19 protein-coding genes are annotated in these 16,423 nt (G+C 73.7%); 7 read left to right on the top strand and 12 right to left on the bottom strand.

Annotation, left to right across the window (positions count from 1 at the left end):
• Window positions 1-16: 16 nt before the first annotated feature.
• Together ABD324_RS24605 and ABD324_RS24600 are read right to left on the bottom strand one after the other, a co-directional pair.
• Window positions 17-679: a hypothetical protein gene (locus tag ABD324_RS24605; RefSeq protein ID WP_344421579.1), complete on the bottom strand. Its 663-nt coding sequence runs from the start codon at window positions 677-679 to the stop codon at window positions 17-19.
• Between the two features lie 39 nt (window positions 680-718).
• Window positions 719-994 (bottom strand): hypothetical protein, encoded by a 276-nt coding sequence (locus ABD324_RS24600; protein WP_344421575.1) that lies wholly within the window; start codon window positions 992-994, stop codon window positions 719-721.
• 226 nt (window positions 995-1,220) lie between these two features.
• Between ABD324_RS24600 and ABD324_RS24595 the strand changes: the two genes are divergently transcribed.
• Genes ABD324_RS24595 through ABD324_RS24585 form a run of 3 tightly spaced genes read left to right on the top strand, consistent with a single transcriptional unit; the run spans window position 1,221 to window position 4,343 of the window.
• Entirely contained in the window at window positions 1,221-2,435 is a 1,215-nt protein-coding gene (locus ABD324_RS24595; protein ID WP_344421573.1) for a low temperature requirement protein A, read from the top strand.
• Window positions 2,436-2,437: 2 nt separating this feature from the next.
• Window positions 2,438-3,583 carry a hypothetical protein gene (locus ABD324_RS24590; protein ID WP_344421571.1) on the top strand — a complete coding sequence of 382 codons (1,146 nt, stop codon included), beginning with the start codon at window positions 2,438-2,440 and terminating at the stop codon, window positions 3,581-3,583.
• Complete coding sequence (locus tag ABD324_RS24585) at window positions 3,576-4,343, top strand: YhjD/YihY/BrkB family envelope integrity protein (RefSeq protein ID WP_344421569.1); 768 nt, start codon at window positions 3,576-3,578, stop codon at window positions 4,341-4,343. Before ABD324_RS24590 ends, ABD324_RS24585 begins: the two co-directional genes overlap by 8 nt.
• Window positions 4,344-4,385: 42 nt before the next feature.
• Here ABD324_RS24585 and ABD324_RS24580 read toward each other — a convergent pair whose 3' ends face one another.
• On the bottom strand, window positions 4,386-5,165 hold the full coding sequence (locus ABD324_RS24580; protein WP_344421567.1) for an isocitrate lyase/PEP mutase family protein: 780 nt from the start codon (window positions 5,163-5,165) through the stop codon (window positions 4,386-4,388).
• Window positions 5,166-5,279: 114 nt separating this feature from the next.
• Here ABD324_RS24580 and nhaA point away from each other — a divergent pair, with 114 nt between their 5' ends.
• On the top strand, window positions 5,280-6,545 hold the full coding sequence (nhaA, locus tag ABD324_RS24575) for a Na+/H+ antiporter NhaA (RefSeq protein ID WP_344421565.1): 1,266 nt from the start codon (window positions 5,280-5,282) through the stop codon (window positions 6,543-6,545).
• Here the strand turns inward: nhaA and ABD324_RS24570 are convergent.
• The 4 genes from ABD324_RS24570 to ABD324_RS24555 all read right to left on the bottom strand — a co-directional run bounded on the left by ABD324_RS24570 (window position 6,485) and on the right by ABD324_RS24555 (window position 9,992).
• Window positions 6,485-7,816: an HNH endonuclease gene (locus ABD324_RS24570; protein ID WP_344421562.1), complete on the bottom strand. Its 1,332-nt coding sequence runs from the start codon at window positions 7,814-7,816 to the stop codon at window positions 6,485-6,487. The genes nhaA and ABD324_RS24570 overlap by 61 nt on opposite strands.
• A 143-nt stretch (window positions 7,817-7,959) precedes the next feature.
• On the bottom strand, window positions 7,960-8,310 hold the full coding sequence (locus tag ABD324_RS24565) for a hypothetical protein (protein ID WP_344421559.1): 351 nt from the start codon (window positions 8,308-8,310) through the stop codon (window positions 7,960-7,962).
• Window positions 8,311-8,356: 46 nt separating this feature from the next.
• The gene (locus tag ABD324_RS24560) at window positions 8,357-9,340 is read right to left on the bottom strand and encodes a HEAT repeat domain-containing protein (protein ID WP_344421556.1); all 984 of its coding nucleotides are present in this window, start codon (window positions 9,338-9,340) and stop codon (window positions 8,357-8,359) included.
• A 4-nt stretch (window positions 9,341-9,344) separates the two neighbouring features.
• A complete protein-coding gene (locus tag ABD324_RS24555) occupies window positions 9,345-9,992 on the bottom strand; it encodes a HEAT repeat domain-containing protein (protein ID WP_344421553.1) in 648 nt (215 codons plus the stop codon).
• Window positions 9,993-10,128: 136 nt separating this feature from the next.
• Here ABD324_RS24555 and ABD324_RS24550 point away from each other — a divergent pair, with 136 nt between their 5' ends.
• Both ABD324_RS24550 and ABD324_RS24545 read left to right on the top strand, forming a co-directional pair.
• A complete protein-coding gene (locus ABD324_RS24550; RefSeq protein ID WP_344421550.1) occupies window positions 10,129-11,157 on the top strand; it encodes a GNAT family protein in 1,029 nt (342 codons plus the stop codon).
• 87 nt (window positions 11,158-11,244) lie between these two features.
• Window positions 11,245-11,748, top strand: a complete 504-nt coding sequence (locus ABD324_RS24545; protein WP_344421546.1) for a hypothetical protein — start codon at window positions 11,245-11,247, stop codon at window positions 11,746-11,748.
• Window positions 11,749-11,760: 12 nt separating this feature from the next.
• Here the strand turns inward: ABD324_RS24545 and ABD324_RS24540 are convergent, their stop codons facing one another.
• From ABD324_RS24540 to ABD324_RS24530, 3 genes are all read right to left on the bottom strand, one after another.
• Window positions 11,761-11,955, bottom strand: a complete 195-nt coding sequence (locus ABD324_RS24540) for a hypothetical protein (RefSeq protein ID WP_344421543.1) — start codon at window positions 11,953-11,955, stop codon at window positions 11,761-11,763.
• 79 nt (window positions 11,956-12,034) lie between these two features.
• Complete coding sequence (locus tag ABD324_RS24535; protein WP_344421541.1) at window positions 12,035-12,502, bottom strand: GNAT family N-acetyltransferase; 468 nt, start codon at window positions 12,500-12,502, stop codon at window positions 12,035-12,037.
• Window positions 12,499-13,326 carry a GNAT family N-acetyltransferase gene (locus ABD324_RS24530; RefSeq protein WP_344421538.1) on the bottom strand — a complete coding sequence of 276 codons (828 nt, stop codon included), beginning with the start codon at window positions 13,324-13,326 and terminating at the stop codon, window positions 12,499-12,501. Before ABD324_RS24530 ends, ABD324_RS24535 begins: the two co-directional genes overlap by 4 nt.
• A 132-nt stretch (window positions 13,327-13,458) precedes the next feature.
• Here ABD324_RS24530 and ABD324_RS24525 point away from each other — a divergent pair, with 132 nt between their 5' ends.
• Window positions 13,459-14,763, top strand: coding sequence for a hypothetical protein (locus ABD324_RS24525; protein ID WP_344421535.1), 1,305 nt, complete (start codon window positions 13,459-13,461; stop codon window positions 14,761-14,763).
• On the opposite strand, the gene ABD324_RS24520 is transcribed toward ABD324_RS24525, so the two are convergent.
• Complete coding sequence (locus ABD324_RS24520; protein WP_344421532.1) at window positions 14,735-15,169, bottom strand: hypothetical protein; 435 nt, start codon at window positions 15,167-15,169, stop codon at window positions 14,735-14,737. The two genes, ABD324_RS24525 and ABD324_RS24520, sit on opposite strands and share 29 nt — an antisense overlap.
• On the bottom strand, window positions 15,166-16,353 hold the full coding sequence (locus ABD324_RS24515; RefSeq protein ID WP_344421529.1) for a molybdopterin-dependent oxidoreductase: 1,188 nt from the start codon (window positions 16,351-16,353) through the stop codon (window positions 15,166-15,168). The genes ABD324_RS24520 and ABD324_RS24515 overlap by 4 nt, the downstream gene beginning before the upstream one ends.
• Window positions 16,354-16,423: the final 70 nt, after the last annotated feature.

Genomic DNA, 16,423 nt, shown 5'->3' with positions numbered 1-16,423 from the left:
GAGATTTAGTGGATCGCTACCGTACGACCACCCCGCGGTCCCGGATCCGGTCCCACAGCGGGTAGGGGATGTCGGTGAAGGCGAAGACGTCGTCGACGCTGGTCAGCGGCTGGGCCTGGCGCGCCTCCTCGATCCGGTGCGCGATCGCCGGGTCGATGTCGCAGCCAATCGCGATGTAGAGGGTCGGGGCGCCGGCGAGGTCGACCAGCCCGCCGTCGTCGTAGGTGCGGGGCATCAGGTCCGGGCGGCCGATCTTGAGCTCCCGGGCCAGGGCCGGGTCCTGCGCTGCGATCCGCCGGGCCTCCTCGCGCCGGGCGCGCGCTGCCATCGCGGCGGCGACCGCCGGGTCCGTGCTGCCATATGCCGACGTGGGCGCCGTCGCCCACACCCGCCTGCGCAGCGCGACGAGATGGCAGATCGCGATCACGATGACACCCACCATGACCCCGCCGAGCGCGCTGTTGTTGGAGCTCGTGTCCGTCTTCTGCACCGCGACTATCAGCCCGACCTCGACGGCGGTGTAGACGGCCGCCCAGATCCACGCCCAGCTGGTGCGCAGCCGGGTCGCGGCGTGCACGAAGGGCACCGGGACGAGCATCCCGATCGACAGCACGACGGCGAAGAACCACCACCCACCCTCGGCGAACCAGCGGAAGGGCGTGCGACGTTCCTGGGCCATGCCCTGACATCGATCACCGGGGCCCGGATGTCACACCCCTCACCCGTCCAGGTCGACCGGCTCCACGGCGTCCGGCCGCACGGGCTCGAGATCGCCGGGGGCCGTCCAGCCCCCGACCGACTCCTCCGCCCGCGCTCGCGCGAGCTGACGGCTGCTCGGCCGCTCCGGCTCCCCGGTGGTCGCGATCGCCGCACCGGGGCTGAACAGGCTGCGCAGCCGACGCGGCAGCGCGTCGACCGCGGTGCCCTTCTCCGGCTTCGGGACGGGATGCCGCGACGAGCGCGCTGCGGGCAGCATCACGCGGTTCGGTCGCATGCGTCCAGGGTGGCCGCCGCGCGGGCCGAGCGCTAGGGGGGTGTCTGGTGGATCTCCAGCCGGCCCGCGGGGCCCCAGGCCGCGCCCCGCGACGTTCTCGTCGGGCCCGATCCAACCCCGGGATCGGACCCTCCTCGGCCTTGCGGGGCATCCACCTGGAGCCCCGCGGACTCGGCATGGATCCACCAGACACCCCCTGGGGAATCCATCTGGCAGCATTCCGCCCATGGTCACCCCCCGCCGGACGCGGATCGAGGCGGTGACGGAGGGCGCCTCCGTCACGACGCTCGAGCTCTTCTTCGATCTCGTGTTCGTCTTCGCCCTCACCCGGGTCACGGACTGGATGGCCGAGGACCCCTCCGCCGAGGCCGTGCTGCGCGGGGTGCTGATCCTGATCGTCATGTGGTGGTCGTGGGTCGGCTACTCGTGGCTGGGCAACGTCGTGAAGGCGGACGAGGGCCTGATCCGGATCGGCATGTTCGTGGCCATGGCGGCGGTGTTCGTCGGCGCGATCACCATCCCCGAGGCGTTCGACGACCTGCCCGGCGGCCTCTCCGGCCCGGTCGTGTTCGCCGTCGCGTACTTCTGTGTGCGGCTCGTCCATCTGGCCATGTTCTGGATCAGCAGCCGGGGGGACGCGCAGCTGCGCGGCCAGGTCCTGCGGTTCGTCCCGTCCGTCGTGCTCGGCACCGTGCTCCTGCTGATCGCCTCGCAGACCGAGGGCTGGGTACAGACGGCGCTGTGGATCGCCGCGGTCCTGGGCGACTACCTGGGCACCGCGCTCGCCGGCTCCGCCTGGCGGCTCAACTCGGCCGGCCACTTCGCCGAGCGGCACGGGCTGATCATCATCGTCGCGCTCGGCGAGTCCATCGTGTCCATCGGCATCGGCGTGGCCGAGCTGCCGATCTCCTGGCCGATCATCATCGGGAGCGCGCTGGGCCTGGCCGTGGCGGGCGCGATGTGGTGGGCGTACTTCGACGTCACCGCGCTGCTCACCGAGCACGCCCTGGCCGAGGCGACCGGTGAGCGGCGGATCAAGCTCGCCACCGGCGGCTACACGTTCCTGCACCTGCCGATGGTCGTCGGCATCATCCTGATGTCGCTCGGGCTGAAGAAGGCGCTGCTCTACATCGGCGGCGGCGACGGGCACTCGCTCGCGGACCCGATCTACGGCATCCCGCTCGCCGCGCTCTACGGCGGCGCCGTGCTCTACCTGTTCGCGCACGTCGGCTTCAAGTGGTACGTCGTGCACACGTTCAGCCCGGTCCGGGTGGTCGTCGGGGTGGTGCTGCTGGCGATCACCCCGCTGGTCGCGCACCTGCCCGCGATGCTCACGCTCACGATCCTCGCCGTGGTGCTGGGTGGGCTCGTCGGCTACGAGACGCACCACCACCGGGAGCTGCGGCACCGCGTCCGCCACGGCGGCGAGCTCCCGGCCTGATCGTGACGGACCTCGCGGTCGAGCGCTGGTTCCTGCGGGAGGGCGTGCCCGCGATCGTCCGCGCCCGGCACTCGGCGTTCGGCCGGATGCTGCCGTTCACCGTCCTCGTGCTGGTCTACGCGCCCCTGTTCATCCTGCTCTGGGCCGCCTTCCTCCCGGGTGTCGACGACGAGGACCCCCCTCCCGAGGCGGCCGTGGCGAGCTTCGTGGTCTCGATCGCGGCGATCGCCGTCGGCGTGGTCGCGGTGCTCGTGTTCCTGCGGCTGCGGCGGACCCGCGAGGTCCTGCGCGGCACCCGCGCGGGGCTGGTCGGCGTCGGGACCGCGCTGCTCCTGAACTTCGTGGCCGGCCTGCTCGCCGGCGGCCTCGGCAAGGCGCTGAGCGACCTCGGGGAGGCGGCGGTGCTGCTGGCCGTCGGGCTGGCGCTGGCGCTGAGCGGGCTCGGTGCGCTGCTCGGCTGGGCGGTCCGCCGCGCCGTGCTGCGGTTCGGCACCATGCTGTCCGTCGCGACGCGCGCGATCCCGCTGCTGCTCCTGCTCGTCGCGTTCCTGTTCATCAACGCCGAGGCCTGGCAGATGTCGGCGGAGCTGCCCCGGTCGCGGCTCTGGGGCGTGGTCGGGTTCCTCGCCGTCGTCACGCTGGTGTTCTTCGCGGTGCGGCTGCCCAAGGAGCTGGCCCGCCTCGAGGTGCCGCACAGCGTCGACCACGTGCGGGAGGCCTGCGAGAACACCCCGCTGGCCGCCCGCGCCGGCGCGCTGGAACCCGGCGATCTCGGCCCGCGGCACCCGTTGCGCCGCGCGGAGCGCACGAACCTCGTCGCCCTCCTGGTGGTGGCCCAGGGCCTGCAGATCCTGCTGCTGTCGGTCGCGGTGTTCGCCGTGTTCCTGTTCTTCGGCAGCATCGCGATCGAGCCCGCGGTGATCGAGGCGTGGGTCGGCCACCCACCCACGCCCGGCGTCCTGTTCGGCTTCCCGGTCGGCCTGCCGAACGAGCTGCTGCAGGTCAGCATCCTGATCGGCGCCCTGTCCGGCCTCTACTTCGCCGTCTACACGATCACGGATGCCGACTACCGCGCCGAGTTCCTCGACGGCCTGCTGGGCGAGATCCAGCGGATCCTCCTGGCCCGCGAGTGCTACCTCCATGCCTGACGTGTGGTGGGAGCCCTACGCCGACCACCTCCTGGTCCGCGTGTTCCGCCGGATGATCTCCATCGACGGCTACGACCGCGCCCTCGCCCTGGCCTCCCAGTCCTTCGTCGCGCTGGTCCCCGCGGTCCTGGTGCTGTCCTCCACCCTGGGCGACGACAGCGCGGCGGCCCTCGCGACCGGCCTCGGCTTCTCCCGGTCCGCGGCCAGGCCGCTGGAGGAGCTCGTCGACCGCTCCTCGGTGGACCACTCGCTGAGCTGGCTCGGCTGGATCCTGCTGGTGGTCTCGGTGCTGGGCTTCGTGCGCTCGCTGCAGCGCGCCTACTCCGCCGCGTGGGACCTCCCGCCCACCGGCCTGCGCGGGTACGGACGGGGGCTGCTCGCCTCGGCCGCCCTGGTCGCGGAGCTCCTGGTGCTGGTCCTGCTCGCGCCGCTGCTGGGCTGGCTGCTCGGCAGCCCGGTGGTGGCGCAGGTGGTGGCCGGGGTGACCGGCCTGATCCTGTGGTGGCCGATCCAGTACGTGCTGCTCCGGGGCCGGATCGGCTGGCGCGCGCTGCTGCCCGGCGCGGTCCTGACGGGCGTGGGTCAGGCCCTGCTGGTCACGGCGTCGAGCCTGGTCATCCCGATCGCCGTGGCCCGCTCCGCCGAGCGGATCGGCCTGCTCGGCGTCGCGACGATCCTGCTGTCCTGGCTGGTCGTCCTCGGCGTCCTGCTCGTGCTCTCCGCCGTCCTCGGCGCCGAGCTGGCCAAGAAGCGCCCGTGAGTGGCAATAGTCGCCATAGCAGCTATTGCCACTTACGAGGGGTCAGTTGAGCTTGCGGGCGCCGGCGGGCAGCCCGCCGCCCGCGTAGACGTCCTCGGCCAGCGACGCCAGCGCGGTGAGGGCCACGTTCTGGCTCCACGGCCCGTACGACACTCGCGCCACCCCGAGCCGCTGCGCCGCCTCGAGGGAGATCGAGCCGGGGATCCCGATCAGGTTCACCTTCCGCTCCCCGAGGGCCTCGACGAGCCGCCCGACCGTGGTCTCGTCGAGCTTGCCGGGCGCGAAGAAGCTGGTGGCACCGGCGGCGAGGTAGGCACGGCCGCGCTCGATCGCGTCCGCCAGCACCTCCTCCGGGTCCCGGTCGCCGGCGCGCAGGAACGCGTCCGTGCGGGCGTTGAGCGCGAAGGGCACCCCGGCCTTCTCGGCGGCGGCCACGGCCGCCTCCACGGCCTTGACCGAGTCGGCGATGGGCTTGCACTGGTCCTCGAGGTTGGCCCCGACCACGCCGACGTCGATCGCCCGCGCGATCGTGCCGCCCGCGTCCCCGTACCCGGCCTCGAGGTCGGCGGTGACGGGTAGGTCGCCCGCGGTCCTGGCGATGAGCCCGACCTCGGCGATCATCTCGTCGCGGGGGATGTTCTCGCCGTCCTCGTAGCCCCGCGAGGCTGCGATGCTGTGGCTCGCCGTGGCGATCGCCCTCGTGCCCGGCGTGTTCGCCACGACGGTCGTGGTGATCGCGTCCCAGACGTTGACGACGAGCAGCAGCTCGGGCGCCTCGTGCAACCGCCGCAGCTCTGCGGCCTTCTCGACAGTCGTGCTCATGGACGTGACGCTAGCCGCCGGACCGCCTCCCGGCAGGCCGGCTCCGGTACGCTGGCAGCCGGTGTGCCGGGAAGTCTGGTCGGCGTGACGATCCGCCGACCCCGGAGGCCACCCGTGCGTCCCGCTCTCGCCCGTCTGCCCTTGTTCGGCCGCGGATCCCGGCCGCGGACCCGGCGGATCGGCGAGGTGCTGCGGGCCGAGACGGTCGGCGGTGTCCTGCTGGTCGGTGCCGCGGTCCTGGCACTCGTGTGGGCCAATACCCCCTGGCGCGGGGCGTACTTCGCGCTGTCGTCGGTCGAGCTGGGCTGGGGGCCACTGCGGCTCGACCTCGCGACGTGGGCGGCGGACGGACTGCTCGCGATCTTCTTCTTCGTCGTGGGCGTGGAGCTCAAGCGTGAGTTCGTCGCCGGCGACCTGCGCGATCCGCGCCGGGCCGCGCTCCCGATCATCGCCGCGGTGGGCGGCATGGCCGTCCCCGCCGTGATCTTCGTGCTGGTCACCGCGGGCACGCCGGCAGTCGTGGGCTGGGCGGTCCCGACCGCCACGGACATTGCGTTCGCCCTGGCGGTGCTGGCCGTGCTCGGCCGCCACCTGCCCGTCGCCCTGCGGATCTTCCTACTGACCCTCGCCGTGGTCGACGACCTGCTCGCGATCACGATCATCGCCGTCTTCTACACGGACTCGCTGCACCCGGTCCCGCTGCTGCTGGCGCTGGTCCCGTTGGCGCTCTTCGGGTTGCTCGTCCAGCGCCGGGTCCGCGCCTGGTGGCTGCTGCTCCCGCTGGCCGTGCTCACCTGGGTGCTGGTCCACGAGTCCGGGGTGCACCCCACGGTCGCCGGAGTGTTGCTCGGTTTCACCGTGCCGGCCCTGCCGCGGAAGGCCACCGGGCAGCCCGCTCTCGCAGAGGCGTTCGAGCACCGCTTCCGCCCGATCTCGGCCGGGATCGCAGTACCTGTGTTCGCGTTCTTCGCCGCCGGCGTGTCCATCGTGGATGCCGGCGGGCTCGCTGCGTCGCTGGGCAGCCGGGTGGCGCTCGGCGTCGCGGTCGCGCTGGTGGCGGGCAAGGCGATCGGCGTCCTGGGCGGCGCCTGGCTGACCCAGCGGCTGACCCGGGCCCGGCTGGCCGAGAGCCTGAGCTGGTGGGACGTCCTGGGCGTGGCCCTGTTGGCCGGCATCGGCTTCACGGTGTCCCTGCTCGTGGGGGAGCTGGCCTTCGGCCCCGGCAGTGCGGAGGACGACCACGTCAAGATCGGTGTGGTGCTGGCGTCCGTCGTCGCCGCGCTCCTCGCCGCGATCGTCCTGCGCCTCCGCAACGCCCACTACCGCCGGCGCTCCGGGGCCTCGTCCGGGAATGTCGGCGACGCGTCCGGGCCGACCTGATCGGCTCTGGAGGCTGTGGGCCGGAGGGTGCTGCCGTGGTCCGGGCAGGCCGGTTCCCCGACCGGCACCATCGGCGGGCCGGCTCCGCACACGCCACCGCGTCCTGTGTCCGACGGGCGGCCAGGGAGCGTCAGATCCTCGCTAGCCGGGTGGGTCGGGTCGGGGATCTCGCGGACGAGGTTGTGGAACTCGCACAACCCTCGCCCGTTGTCGAACCGGGTGGCCCCGCCATCGGCCCAGCGGTGGATGTGGTCGAGGTGGCGGATCGGGGCATCGCAGTGCGGGGCGGTGCGCCGGCCGCCGTCCCGGATCCGTAGTCGTGCGGCGAGGGGGCCGGTGAAGGTGCGGCGCCGGGAGTCCCCGCCGATGACCAGCCCCTCGCGGGTGATCAGGCGTCTCCAGGTGCGGCGCCCGTTCCCGGTGAGCAGGTCCGCGGGGACCGGCCCGAAGCCGGGGATCTCGGCCGGCAACGGGCCGCACTCGTCGTCGAGCAGCGACTGCACCGGGACCAGGACCTGGACCTCGACGTCGGTGCTGGCGGCAGGGGTGCCGGTGACCCGCTCGACCAGGGTGTCGGCGAGGATCTGGGAGCGGCCGCGGGTGACCGGGCCGGGTCCGACGAACTCCTCCTGCACAGCCTTGTGGAGCGCGCCGAGGCAGCGGATCGCCTGCTCGGCGGGGAGGAGCGCCCGCAGCCAGGCCATGCCGTCCCCTGCCGGGGTGACCGACACGTACCGGCCGCGCCGCGCCGCGGCGGCCCGCTCGGCGAACTTCTCCGGCGCGATCCGGGCCGCGATGGACCGGGCCAGGTCTCCGACGCGCCGCAGCCCGAGTCGGCTGATCCGGTGCGCGGCGAGCTCCGCATCCAGCTGCGCTCGTTCGTCGGTGTCCAACCAGGACCCGGCGGCGACGATCGCGGCTACCTTCCGCTCGTCCACCTCACCGCCGGCATAGAGCTCCCGAACGCGATCCAGCCCGGAGTGCAGGTCCCGGGCGATCCGAAGCTGCTCCCGCCCCCGCGTCGGGGACACCCCCAGTGCCGTCGCGACCCGACCGACGACTGCCGCCTCGATCTGCTCGGGATCGACCAACCCGGAGAGCAGCTGCTCGGCCCGGGCTCGGGCTTCGTCCCGAGCGAGGGCGCGGACCTCCTCGGCGATCTCGGCGTTGATCGAGTTCCGCAGCGCGACGAGCTGTTCCATCCGGGCCACCCGCTGCCCCCGCGACACGGCAGGGGCCGGCCGCGGGGGTGCGGGGGCAGCGGTGGACATGACCCGATCTTACCTGATCAGAGCCCATTCTTCGAACATATGCTCGATCTGTGGATGACGGCGATCCGGGTTCGGCGATCCGGTGCACGCACGCGGTCACGAGGGTCTGACGGCGCTCCGTCCGTCGACTCCTGGGACCGGCCCTACCGCCGGGAGTCGTCCAGGTACTGCAGCAGGTCGTGGGCCGCGAGCTCGACGTCCTTGTGCCCCCACTCCGCGGCCCGGTAGTGGCAGCTGATGATCCCCATCCGGTGGATCCGGCGGAAGTCGCCGAGGACGAAGGCGTAGCGGCGCTTGGTCTCCTCGCTCGCGCCCTCGGTGAGGCCGAGGTGCCAGGCCCCGTACTCGTCCCAGGTGTGGCTCCTCAGATAGCGCGTGCCGTCCGCGGCGGTGGGCGCGACGTCGCCCCACCGGCTGCGCAGCACGTAGCGGCGGGCGTCGATCAGCTCCCGGGCGTGGGAGACGGCGTCGTCGTTGACGGCGTACTCGGCCATCCGGTGACGGTGGCGGACGGGCGAGGTCGGCGCAGGCCGGAGGCGTTCAACGGTCCTTCCTCAGCTCCAGGACGTACGCCGCGGTGAGCGCGACCCCCCGGTCCGGGTCCGTCGACAGGTCGGCCAGGGCCCGGTCGGCCGCCGGGCCGGGGATGTCCGCGAGGGACTGGGTGAGCCTCCGGCGGGTCCCGGCGTCGCCCGTCCCGGTCTGCCCCACGAGTGCGGCGACGATCTCCTGCGCCGCGGCGGGATCGCGGGCCACCACGGCGAGGGCGTCCGCCGCCTCCACGTCGTTCGTCTCCTCGACGATCATGGTGACGAGCGTCGGGACGGCCGCCGTGACGCCCCGGCTCCCGAGCGCCAGCGCAGCCGGCCGGCGCACCCGGGGGTCGTCGTCGGCGAGGGCGCCGCGCAGCAGCCCGCCCGCCTCGTCGTCGGGCATCTCGGCCAGGGCGCGGACGGCGCGCTCCCGCACCTCGGCGGCGGGGGAGGCGAGCCCCTCCGCGAGCAGCGCGGCGCCGCCGCCGGAGCGGGTGAGCGCCCAGCGGAGCGTCCCGGCGACGACCGGGTCCGGCTCGTTCAGTGCCGCCTCGACGAGCGCCTCGACCGGGACCGAGCCGGCGAGCGCCGCCCGCTGGCGCCGCCCGGCGCTCTCCGAGCCGAGGTCCTGCAGGAGCGCGACGATCCCCAGGACGTCCTCCCAGCCCGCGGGTTCCGCGGCGCCGATCCGGCGCAGGCGCGTGAGCAGCTCCGTCTCCGCGGTGATCCGCTCCCGGGTCCGGGTGACCAGCTTCTCGACGAGCGCCGCCGGGGCGAAACCGGGATCGTCGAGTGCGCTCCCGACCTCGCGCAACGACAGCCCCAGCGACCGCAGGCTCTCGACGTGGAAGATCCGCCGGATGTCCTCGGGGGAGTACTCCCGGTAGCCGGACCCGGTGCGCCCCGTCGGCCGCACCAGGCCCAGCGACTCGTAGTGCCGGAGCATCCGGGCGCTCACCCCGGACCACCTCGCCACCTCACCGATCAGCACGGGTTCAGCCTGGCAGGCCCGCCGGCCCGAGCGCGACGACCCGCTTCGCCTCCTCGACCGCGAGATCGAACCCCGCGTCCGGGTCCTTCCACAGCTGCTCCGTGGCGAGCGCGTGCCGGCGCACCCGGGGCTGTGTGGAGGCCGTCGCCGCGCGCAGGAACGGCAGCATCGGCTCGCCGAGCGCGATCAGCGCCCGACTCAGGCTCAGCTGGGTCTCCCGGCCACCCCGCCCGAGCTGCGACGTGAGAGTCCCGGCCAGCCCGGCGGCCTCCCCCTCGGGGACGAGGGCCACCGCGGCCCGCCACGCGGCGCGGGCCACCTCGTCGTCGCGATCGGTCAGCAGCTCCCGGGTGATCGACGGCCACGCGGCCGGGTCCGCGATCTTCGACAGCGAATGCAGGGCCTGGCTGCGGGCCTGGGAGATCTCCGACCGGAGCTCGCCGACGAGCGCCGGCACGGTCGCGGCCGGCTCGTGCCGGGTCAGCGCCCAGGTGAGCATCTCGCGCACGGAGAAGTCGGGCTCCACGGCGCACCGCGCGACCAGCGCCTCGACGAACCCGGGGTCCGGGTTCGTGCCCACCGCCATCGCGGCGCGCAACCGCACCGACGCGTCGTCCCCCCGCAGCGCCCGCAGCGCCCGCATGTCCGTCATCGGAACCACCTCCGACGCCCAGGGAAGACCCTGACACCGTGTCAAGGTCAAGTCCCGCGGCGCCACGGTCCGACCGGCCTGATCCACTGTGGCGCCCGATGGTCCATCCTGACGACCGGAGAACCGGGAGGTCCCCATGACCACGTCGACAACGGACGACGTCGTGCTGCGCCGGCTCGGCCCCGCCGAGGGCGCGATCCTGACCTCGGCGATCCGCACGGCCTACGGCCCCAGCTACGACATCCGCTGGGTCTACGACGCCGACGAGGTCCGGGCCCGGCTCACCGACGGCCGGTACGTCTCGGTGGTGGCGGAGACCCCGGGCGGGGACCTGTTGTGCCACATGGGGTTGGCGCTCGCCACGCCCGGCGACGTCGTCGGGCACGCGGGGCAGGCCGTCACCCTGGCCGCCGCCCGCGGCCGGCACCTGTTCACCCGCACCAAGCGGTTCCTCATGGACTGGGCCCGGGACCGCGGCATGGCCGGCATGTACTCCGAGGTCACCGCGGCGCATCCGTACAGCCAGAAGGCGAATCTCGCGGTCGGGGCCTGGGAGACGGGGTTCCTGCTCGGCTGGATCCCGGCGACGGTCGCCAACGACGCCGCCACCGACACCGTCCGCCGGCGCCGCTCGGCGGCCTTCTTCTACGCCAAGGTGAACGACGGCCACGACCGCCCGGTCTATGCGCCCCCGCGGCACCGGGAGGTCATCGGCCGGACCCTGGACCGGTCGGCGTTGCGCGGCCGCCTCGCCGAGCCCCCGCCGGGTGCCGAACCGGCCGTCCGGACCGTGCTGCACACCGAGATCGACCGCGACCACAACCTCGCGGTGCTCACCGCCACCGAGCCGGGCGCGGACCTCGCCGAGGTCGTCGGCGCCGTGCGGCACCGGCTCTTCCACCACGACCGGCTCGACGCCGTGTACCTCGACCTCCCGCTCGTCTCGCCCGGGACGGCGTTGGTCGCCGAGGACCTGGAGGCGCTCGGCGTGTCCTACGCGGGGATCTTCCCGAACCACCGGGCCGACGGCGACGTGCTGCGGATGCAGTCCCTGCACGGCATCCGGATCACCGCGGACGACGTCGTCGTCGCCTCGGACCACGGCCGCGAGCTGCTCGACTACGTGCTCGCGGACCTCCCGCACACGTCGCGACAGCCGGGGTGAGATCGGACCACTCGTGCGGCTCATCCGTCCGGGGCGATCACCCCGCTCGGTAGGCTCCGGCGACGGGTCGGCCGGGACGGGAGTCGGGTGAAGAGTTCGCACGGGGGAGAGCCCGTCCACGTCGCGGAGGTCCTCCGCGAGCGGGTCTACGGCGGCCTGTCCTGCCTGAGCACCCTGCTCGTCCTCACCTCGCACCTCGACGACGTCACCCCGTGGGGCTCCTTCGTCGACGTGCTGGTCGGCTCGGGCAGCCTCTACGCCGCCAGCGTGTTCGCCGGGATGGTCGGTGGCCTCGCGGCGAGCGGCCGGCTGCGCAGCGCCGAGACCCACCACTCGCTGCGCGCGTCCGCACAGATCATGCAGGCGGCCGCGCTCCCGCTGCTGTTCCTGCTGCTCTCGGGCCTGCACCTGCTGGCGATCCCGCTCGCCCTGTGGATCAGCATCGGGGTCTCGATCGCGGCGCTGGGCCTCTTCGCGCTCCTCGCCGCCCGCCGCACCGAGCTGGTCTGGTGGAAGCAGGCCCTCGTCGTCGCGTCCCTGGTGGGCCTCGGCGCGCTCGTCACGCTGATCAAGATCCTCGCCCACGGCTGAGGCCGGGGCGCCCTACTTCTCCGCGGCGGCCGCGTGCCGGAGCTGCGCGACGTCCTCGTCCACCGACGCCCACACGGCGCGGGCGGCGGGATCGTCCTCGACCCACTCCGCAGCGGCCCGGGCCGCGTCGGCGTCCCCGTTCTCCGCCAGTACGTGCAGCTCCACGAGCTGCTCCACCCAGTCGCCTCCCGGCGTCTCTGTCGTCATGGGGCCACCCTCGTCCCACTATCCGGAACACGCAGGCCCTGGTGACCGAGAACACAGGCTGGGCCCGGAGGCGACCCGGTCAGGAGCGGCCGAGGTCGAGATCGAGCCACACCCGGTCCCGGAGCACGATCCCGTCGATCACGATCTCGTCCGGGTAGCCGGTGGCGGGCCCGAAGGCGTCCCGGTCGACGGAGTGCATCCGGAAGCCGACGCGCTGGTAGAAGCGGAGGTTCCCGATGTCCGCGGCCGCGGTGGCGACGAGCATCCGGCGGGCCGACCGGGTGCGGGCCAGCTCGATCGCGGCGTACACGAGCCGGCGACCGATACCGTTGCCCTGCACGGACTCCAGCACCGCCATGTTCTTCAGCTCGACCTCGCCCGCCCCCGGGCCCGGGACGAGCTGCAGGTGGCCGACCGGCCGGTCGCCGTCCCGGGCGACCAGGACGTCGCCCTCGTCGACGTAGCCGTCGAGCTGCGCCTCGGAATCCTCGGCCAGCTCGAACAGCGCCCTGAGCTCGGCGCGGGACCCCGCGTGGAGGGCGATCACGGCTGCCGTACCAGGGTCGCTCGGGTGTAGAGCAGGTCGAAGCCCCGGCGTTGGGCGTTCTGCTGCGACTTCGAGCCCGGTTGGGTCACGATCACCGCGATGTCGCAGCCCGCGGCCCGGGCGTCGGCGAGGCGGGCGGCGAGCATCGCGCTCTGCACCCCGTGCCGGCGGTGGGCGGGTGCGGTCCCGGCGCCCGCGAGCTGGGCGATGCCGTCGACGATCCGGAACTCGGCGCCCCCGGCGAGCTCGCCCTTGCGGAAGGCGGCGTAGCGGGTGAGCCCGGCCGCGGCGGAGTCCCGTTGGGCCTGCTCGATCGCCGTGGCGGGGAAGTCGTCGTGCCAGGGCACGCCCTGGGTGTCCGGATGGACCGAGGCGTCGACGACGACCGCGAGCCACTCCTCGAACTCGTCGTCGCCGCTGGTCCGGACCTCGATCCCGTCCGGCGCGACAGCGTCGGAGGGTCGGCTGAGGTCCAGGCCGAGGACGTTCTCGAAGCCCTCGAGCCGGTAGCCGCGGTCGCTGAGGAGCGCGGCGAGGTCCGGATCGGCGAGGTGCGCGAGCTCCACCGAGACGGGTGCGCCGTGCGCGGCGTAGGCCTCCTCGACCGCGTCGAGCTCCGGTATCCCGTCGAACCCCAGCCCGACGACCTTCGTGTACGGCGAGTCCGCCCCGGCGAAGCTCGCGGCCCCTCCGGCGAGCGGCGTGACGAACCCCGCGACACCGGACCGGGCGACGGAGGCCCTGCTCACGGCGCTGATGAGGTCGACCTCGGCCCGCTCGATGCGGGCGGCGAGTTCGGTACTGCAGAAGAGCGGGCTGGTCATGACGGGCCTCGGGTGGCAGGGAGTGGGACGTGGTCGACGGTAGGGACGGCGGACCCCACGCCGCACGCGAATTCGGGGGCACGTTCCGGTCTCGTAAGGACCTGCGGTGCCGGATCCCACTAGCGTGATCACATGCGTACGGCCGTCCGGACGAGTCTCGTGCCGGCCGCGGTGCTGCTGGTGGTCGCCGCGGCGATCGTCGGACGGCGGCTGGTCGCCTCGGGCGTCGAGCTCTTCCTGGGCTGGCCGCCGCTGCTGGCCGAGTGGCTGCCGCACGTCGGGCCGGGGACGCCCGCCGCGGTCGTCGTGGCGGTCGGGACCGTGGTGTGGGGGCCGGAGCTCGCCGCCCGGTTGCGCTGGGGCGCGCTGCTGGCGGCGGGCTGGGCGGCGGCCTTCGCCTGGACCCTGTCCCTCGCACTGGTGGACGGGTGGCAGCGCGGCGTGGTCGAGCGGCTGACCAGCGGCGAGGAGTACCTGCACGATGTCCCGCGGGTCGCGCAGCTCGGCGGGATCGGCCCCATGCTGCGGGTCTTCTCCGACCACATCCTGACGACGGCGGTGGACCCGGCGCAGACGTGGTTCTGGACCACCCATGTCGGCGGCCATCCCGCGGGCGCGTTCCTGCTGTTCACGGTGCTGGACCGGATCGGGCTGGGCTCCGGCGGGGCCGCGGGCGTCGTCGTGATGCTCGTCGGGTCCTCGGCGGCCGTCGCGGTCGCGGTGACCCTGCGGGCGCTGGGGCACGAGGACCTCGCCCGGCGGGTGCTGCCGTTCTCGGTGCTGTTCCCGGGCGCGGTGTGGGTCGGGGTGTCGGCCGACGGACTGTTCGCGGGCTGGCTCGCCTGGGGTGTGGCGCTGCTGGCTCTTGCGCGGGGGCCGCTGCGGGCGTTCGCCGCCGGACTGGTCCTCGGCTACGCCCTCTACCTCTCCTACGGCCTCGTGCTGGGGGCGCTGTTCCCCCTGGCGGTGCTGCTCACGACCCGGCGCTGGACGCTCCTCGTCCCCGCCCTCGCCGGCGTGCTCGTGATCGTGGCGGCCTTCACCGCGGCCGGGTTCTGGTGGTTCACCGGCTACGAGTACGTGAAGGTGATCTACGCGGCGAGCGCCGCCGCGAGCCGCCCCTACGCCTACTTCCTGTGGGCGAACCTGGCCGCGCTGGCGTTCGCCCTCGGCCCGGCGACGATCGCGGCACTCGGGCCGGGACGAGAGACCAGCGGCCTCCCGCGGGCCGCGACCTGGCTGGTCGGGGCCGCGGGTGCCGCGATCCTGCTCGCCGACCTCTCCGGGATGTCGAAGGCCGAGGTCGAGCGGATCTGGCTGCCGTTCGCGGTCTGGGCGGTCGTGGCCTGCGGCGCCCTACCCCGGCCCCGACGCTGGCTGGTGGCCCAGGCCGCGCTCGCGCTCGTCGTCAACCATCTGCTGCTGACCGTCTGGTGACGCGCACGGCCCAGACCAGCGCGGACACCGCGGTCATGGCGAGCACCAGCCAGAGCCAGCGCGCGAGGAACGGGCCCTGGTCGAGCCCGCTCGCGCCGAGCACCACCGGCTCGCCCTGCCGGATGATCCCCGGCAGGTAGACGAGCAGCGTGAGCCCGGCGCCGAGCAGCGGCAGCCGGACGTGGTTGACGAGCGGGACGCGCGTGGCGGGCAGCAGCGCGAGCGCCCGGTCGGCGGCGGCGTAGAGCGGGAACAGCACCAGGTCGTGCAGCAGGAGTGCGCCCGCGAACCAGGCCAGCATCCACGGGATGGACGAGTGCAGGGTCGGGTCGCGCAGCAGGATCGTCGCCGCGTAGCCGCCCAGGGCGACGCAGCCCAGCACACCCACCCACCGGACGGCGGTCATGCCGCGAACTCGATCGTGCGGACCCACTTGGTGCAGTGCACGCCCGGCAGCGCCGGCACGATCACCCGCGCCGGATAGCCGTGGTCGGGGGTGAGGTCCGCGCCGTTGACCCGCAGCGCCAGCAGGGAGTCGGGATGGAGCACCTGCCCGGCGGTGAGGCTCGCGCGGGCGAAGGGCCCGTCCTCGACCGACCGCACGAGGGCCCCGGTCGGGGCCGGTGTGCCGGCGAGCGCGGCGAGATCGCGCAACCGCACGCCCGTCCAGGTCTGTTGGATGGACCAGCCCTCGACACAGGCGATCGGGAGGGCGGCGGTGTGCTGGGGCAGGGCGAGCAGCTCGTCACGGGTGAACCGCACGTTCCCCAGCCCCAGCCGCCACACCCCGCCCACGGCCTGTGCGTCGATGCCCGACGCGGCGAAGGTCCGGTTGACGGGGAAGTCCCCGGGCGCGGTGCGGCCCCGCGGGAGCAGCAGAGCGGTGGGACGCAGGGAGTCCACGGTCTGCCCGACGGTCAGCGCGGCCAGCAGCAGCGATCCGCCCCCGACCACCGCGAGCGCGCCGCGGCGGCTCATCGTCGCCGGATCGGGCTCGGGGGCCACCAGCTCGCCGGGCGGTTCGGGCCGGGTCTCCGCCAGCGGGGTCCGCAGCTCGTTCCGGAACGACCGGGAGCGCAGCCCACGCACCATCGTCGGCAGCTTGAGGGCGACGTGCAGCACGAACCCCGCGATGAACACCCAGGCGCCGACGTAGTGCGCGGCGTAGAAGCTGAAGCCGAACACGTAGTCGTACTGGATGTTCAGCAGCCCGGTGACGATCTCGAACAGGATCCCGCCGACGAGCAGCACCAGCGTCGCCCGCTCGGCCAGCTTCAGCAGGTTCCGGTCCGGGCGGGCGAACAGCTTCGGGATCACCGACCACAGCTTCGCCAGCACCACCGGCACCAGCACGATCCCGAGCCCGACGTGCAGGCCCTGGGTCAGCCGGAACAGCCAGGCCGGGCGGGTGGGCCAGTCGAACCGGGGCAGGTGCAGCCCGGCGACGTCGGAGGGGATCGCACCCGACCCGTAGGCCACCCAGTCCAGCAGCCCGGTCACGATGACCACCGGCAGTGCGCAGAGCAGCACGAACCCCAGCACCGAGGTCAGCCAGGGGCCCCGGATCGGGCTGCGCCACCGGATCCTCATGGGCCCCGACGGTAGGGCCGCGCGGACCCGTCGCCGGATTCCGGTAAGCATCTCGTCAGCCCGCCTTACC

The sequence above is a fragment of the Pseudonocardia ailaonensis genome (assembly GCF_039531635.1).
In the GTDB taxonomy this organism is placed as follows: Bacteria; Actinomycetota; Actinomycetes; order Mycobacteriales; family Pseudonocardiaceae; genus Pseudonocardia; species Pseudonocardia ailaonensis.
The sequence above is the reverse complement of the archived record's forward strand: the minus strand, read 5'-3'. Positions and strand labels throughout refer to the sequence as shown.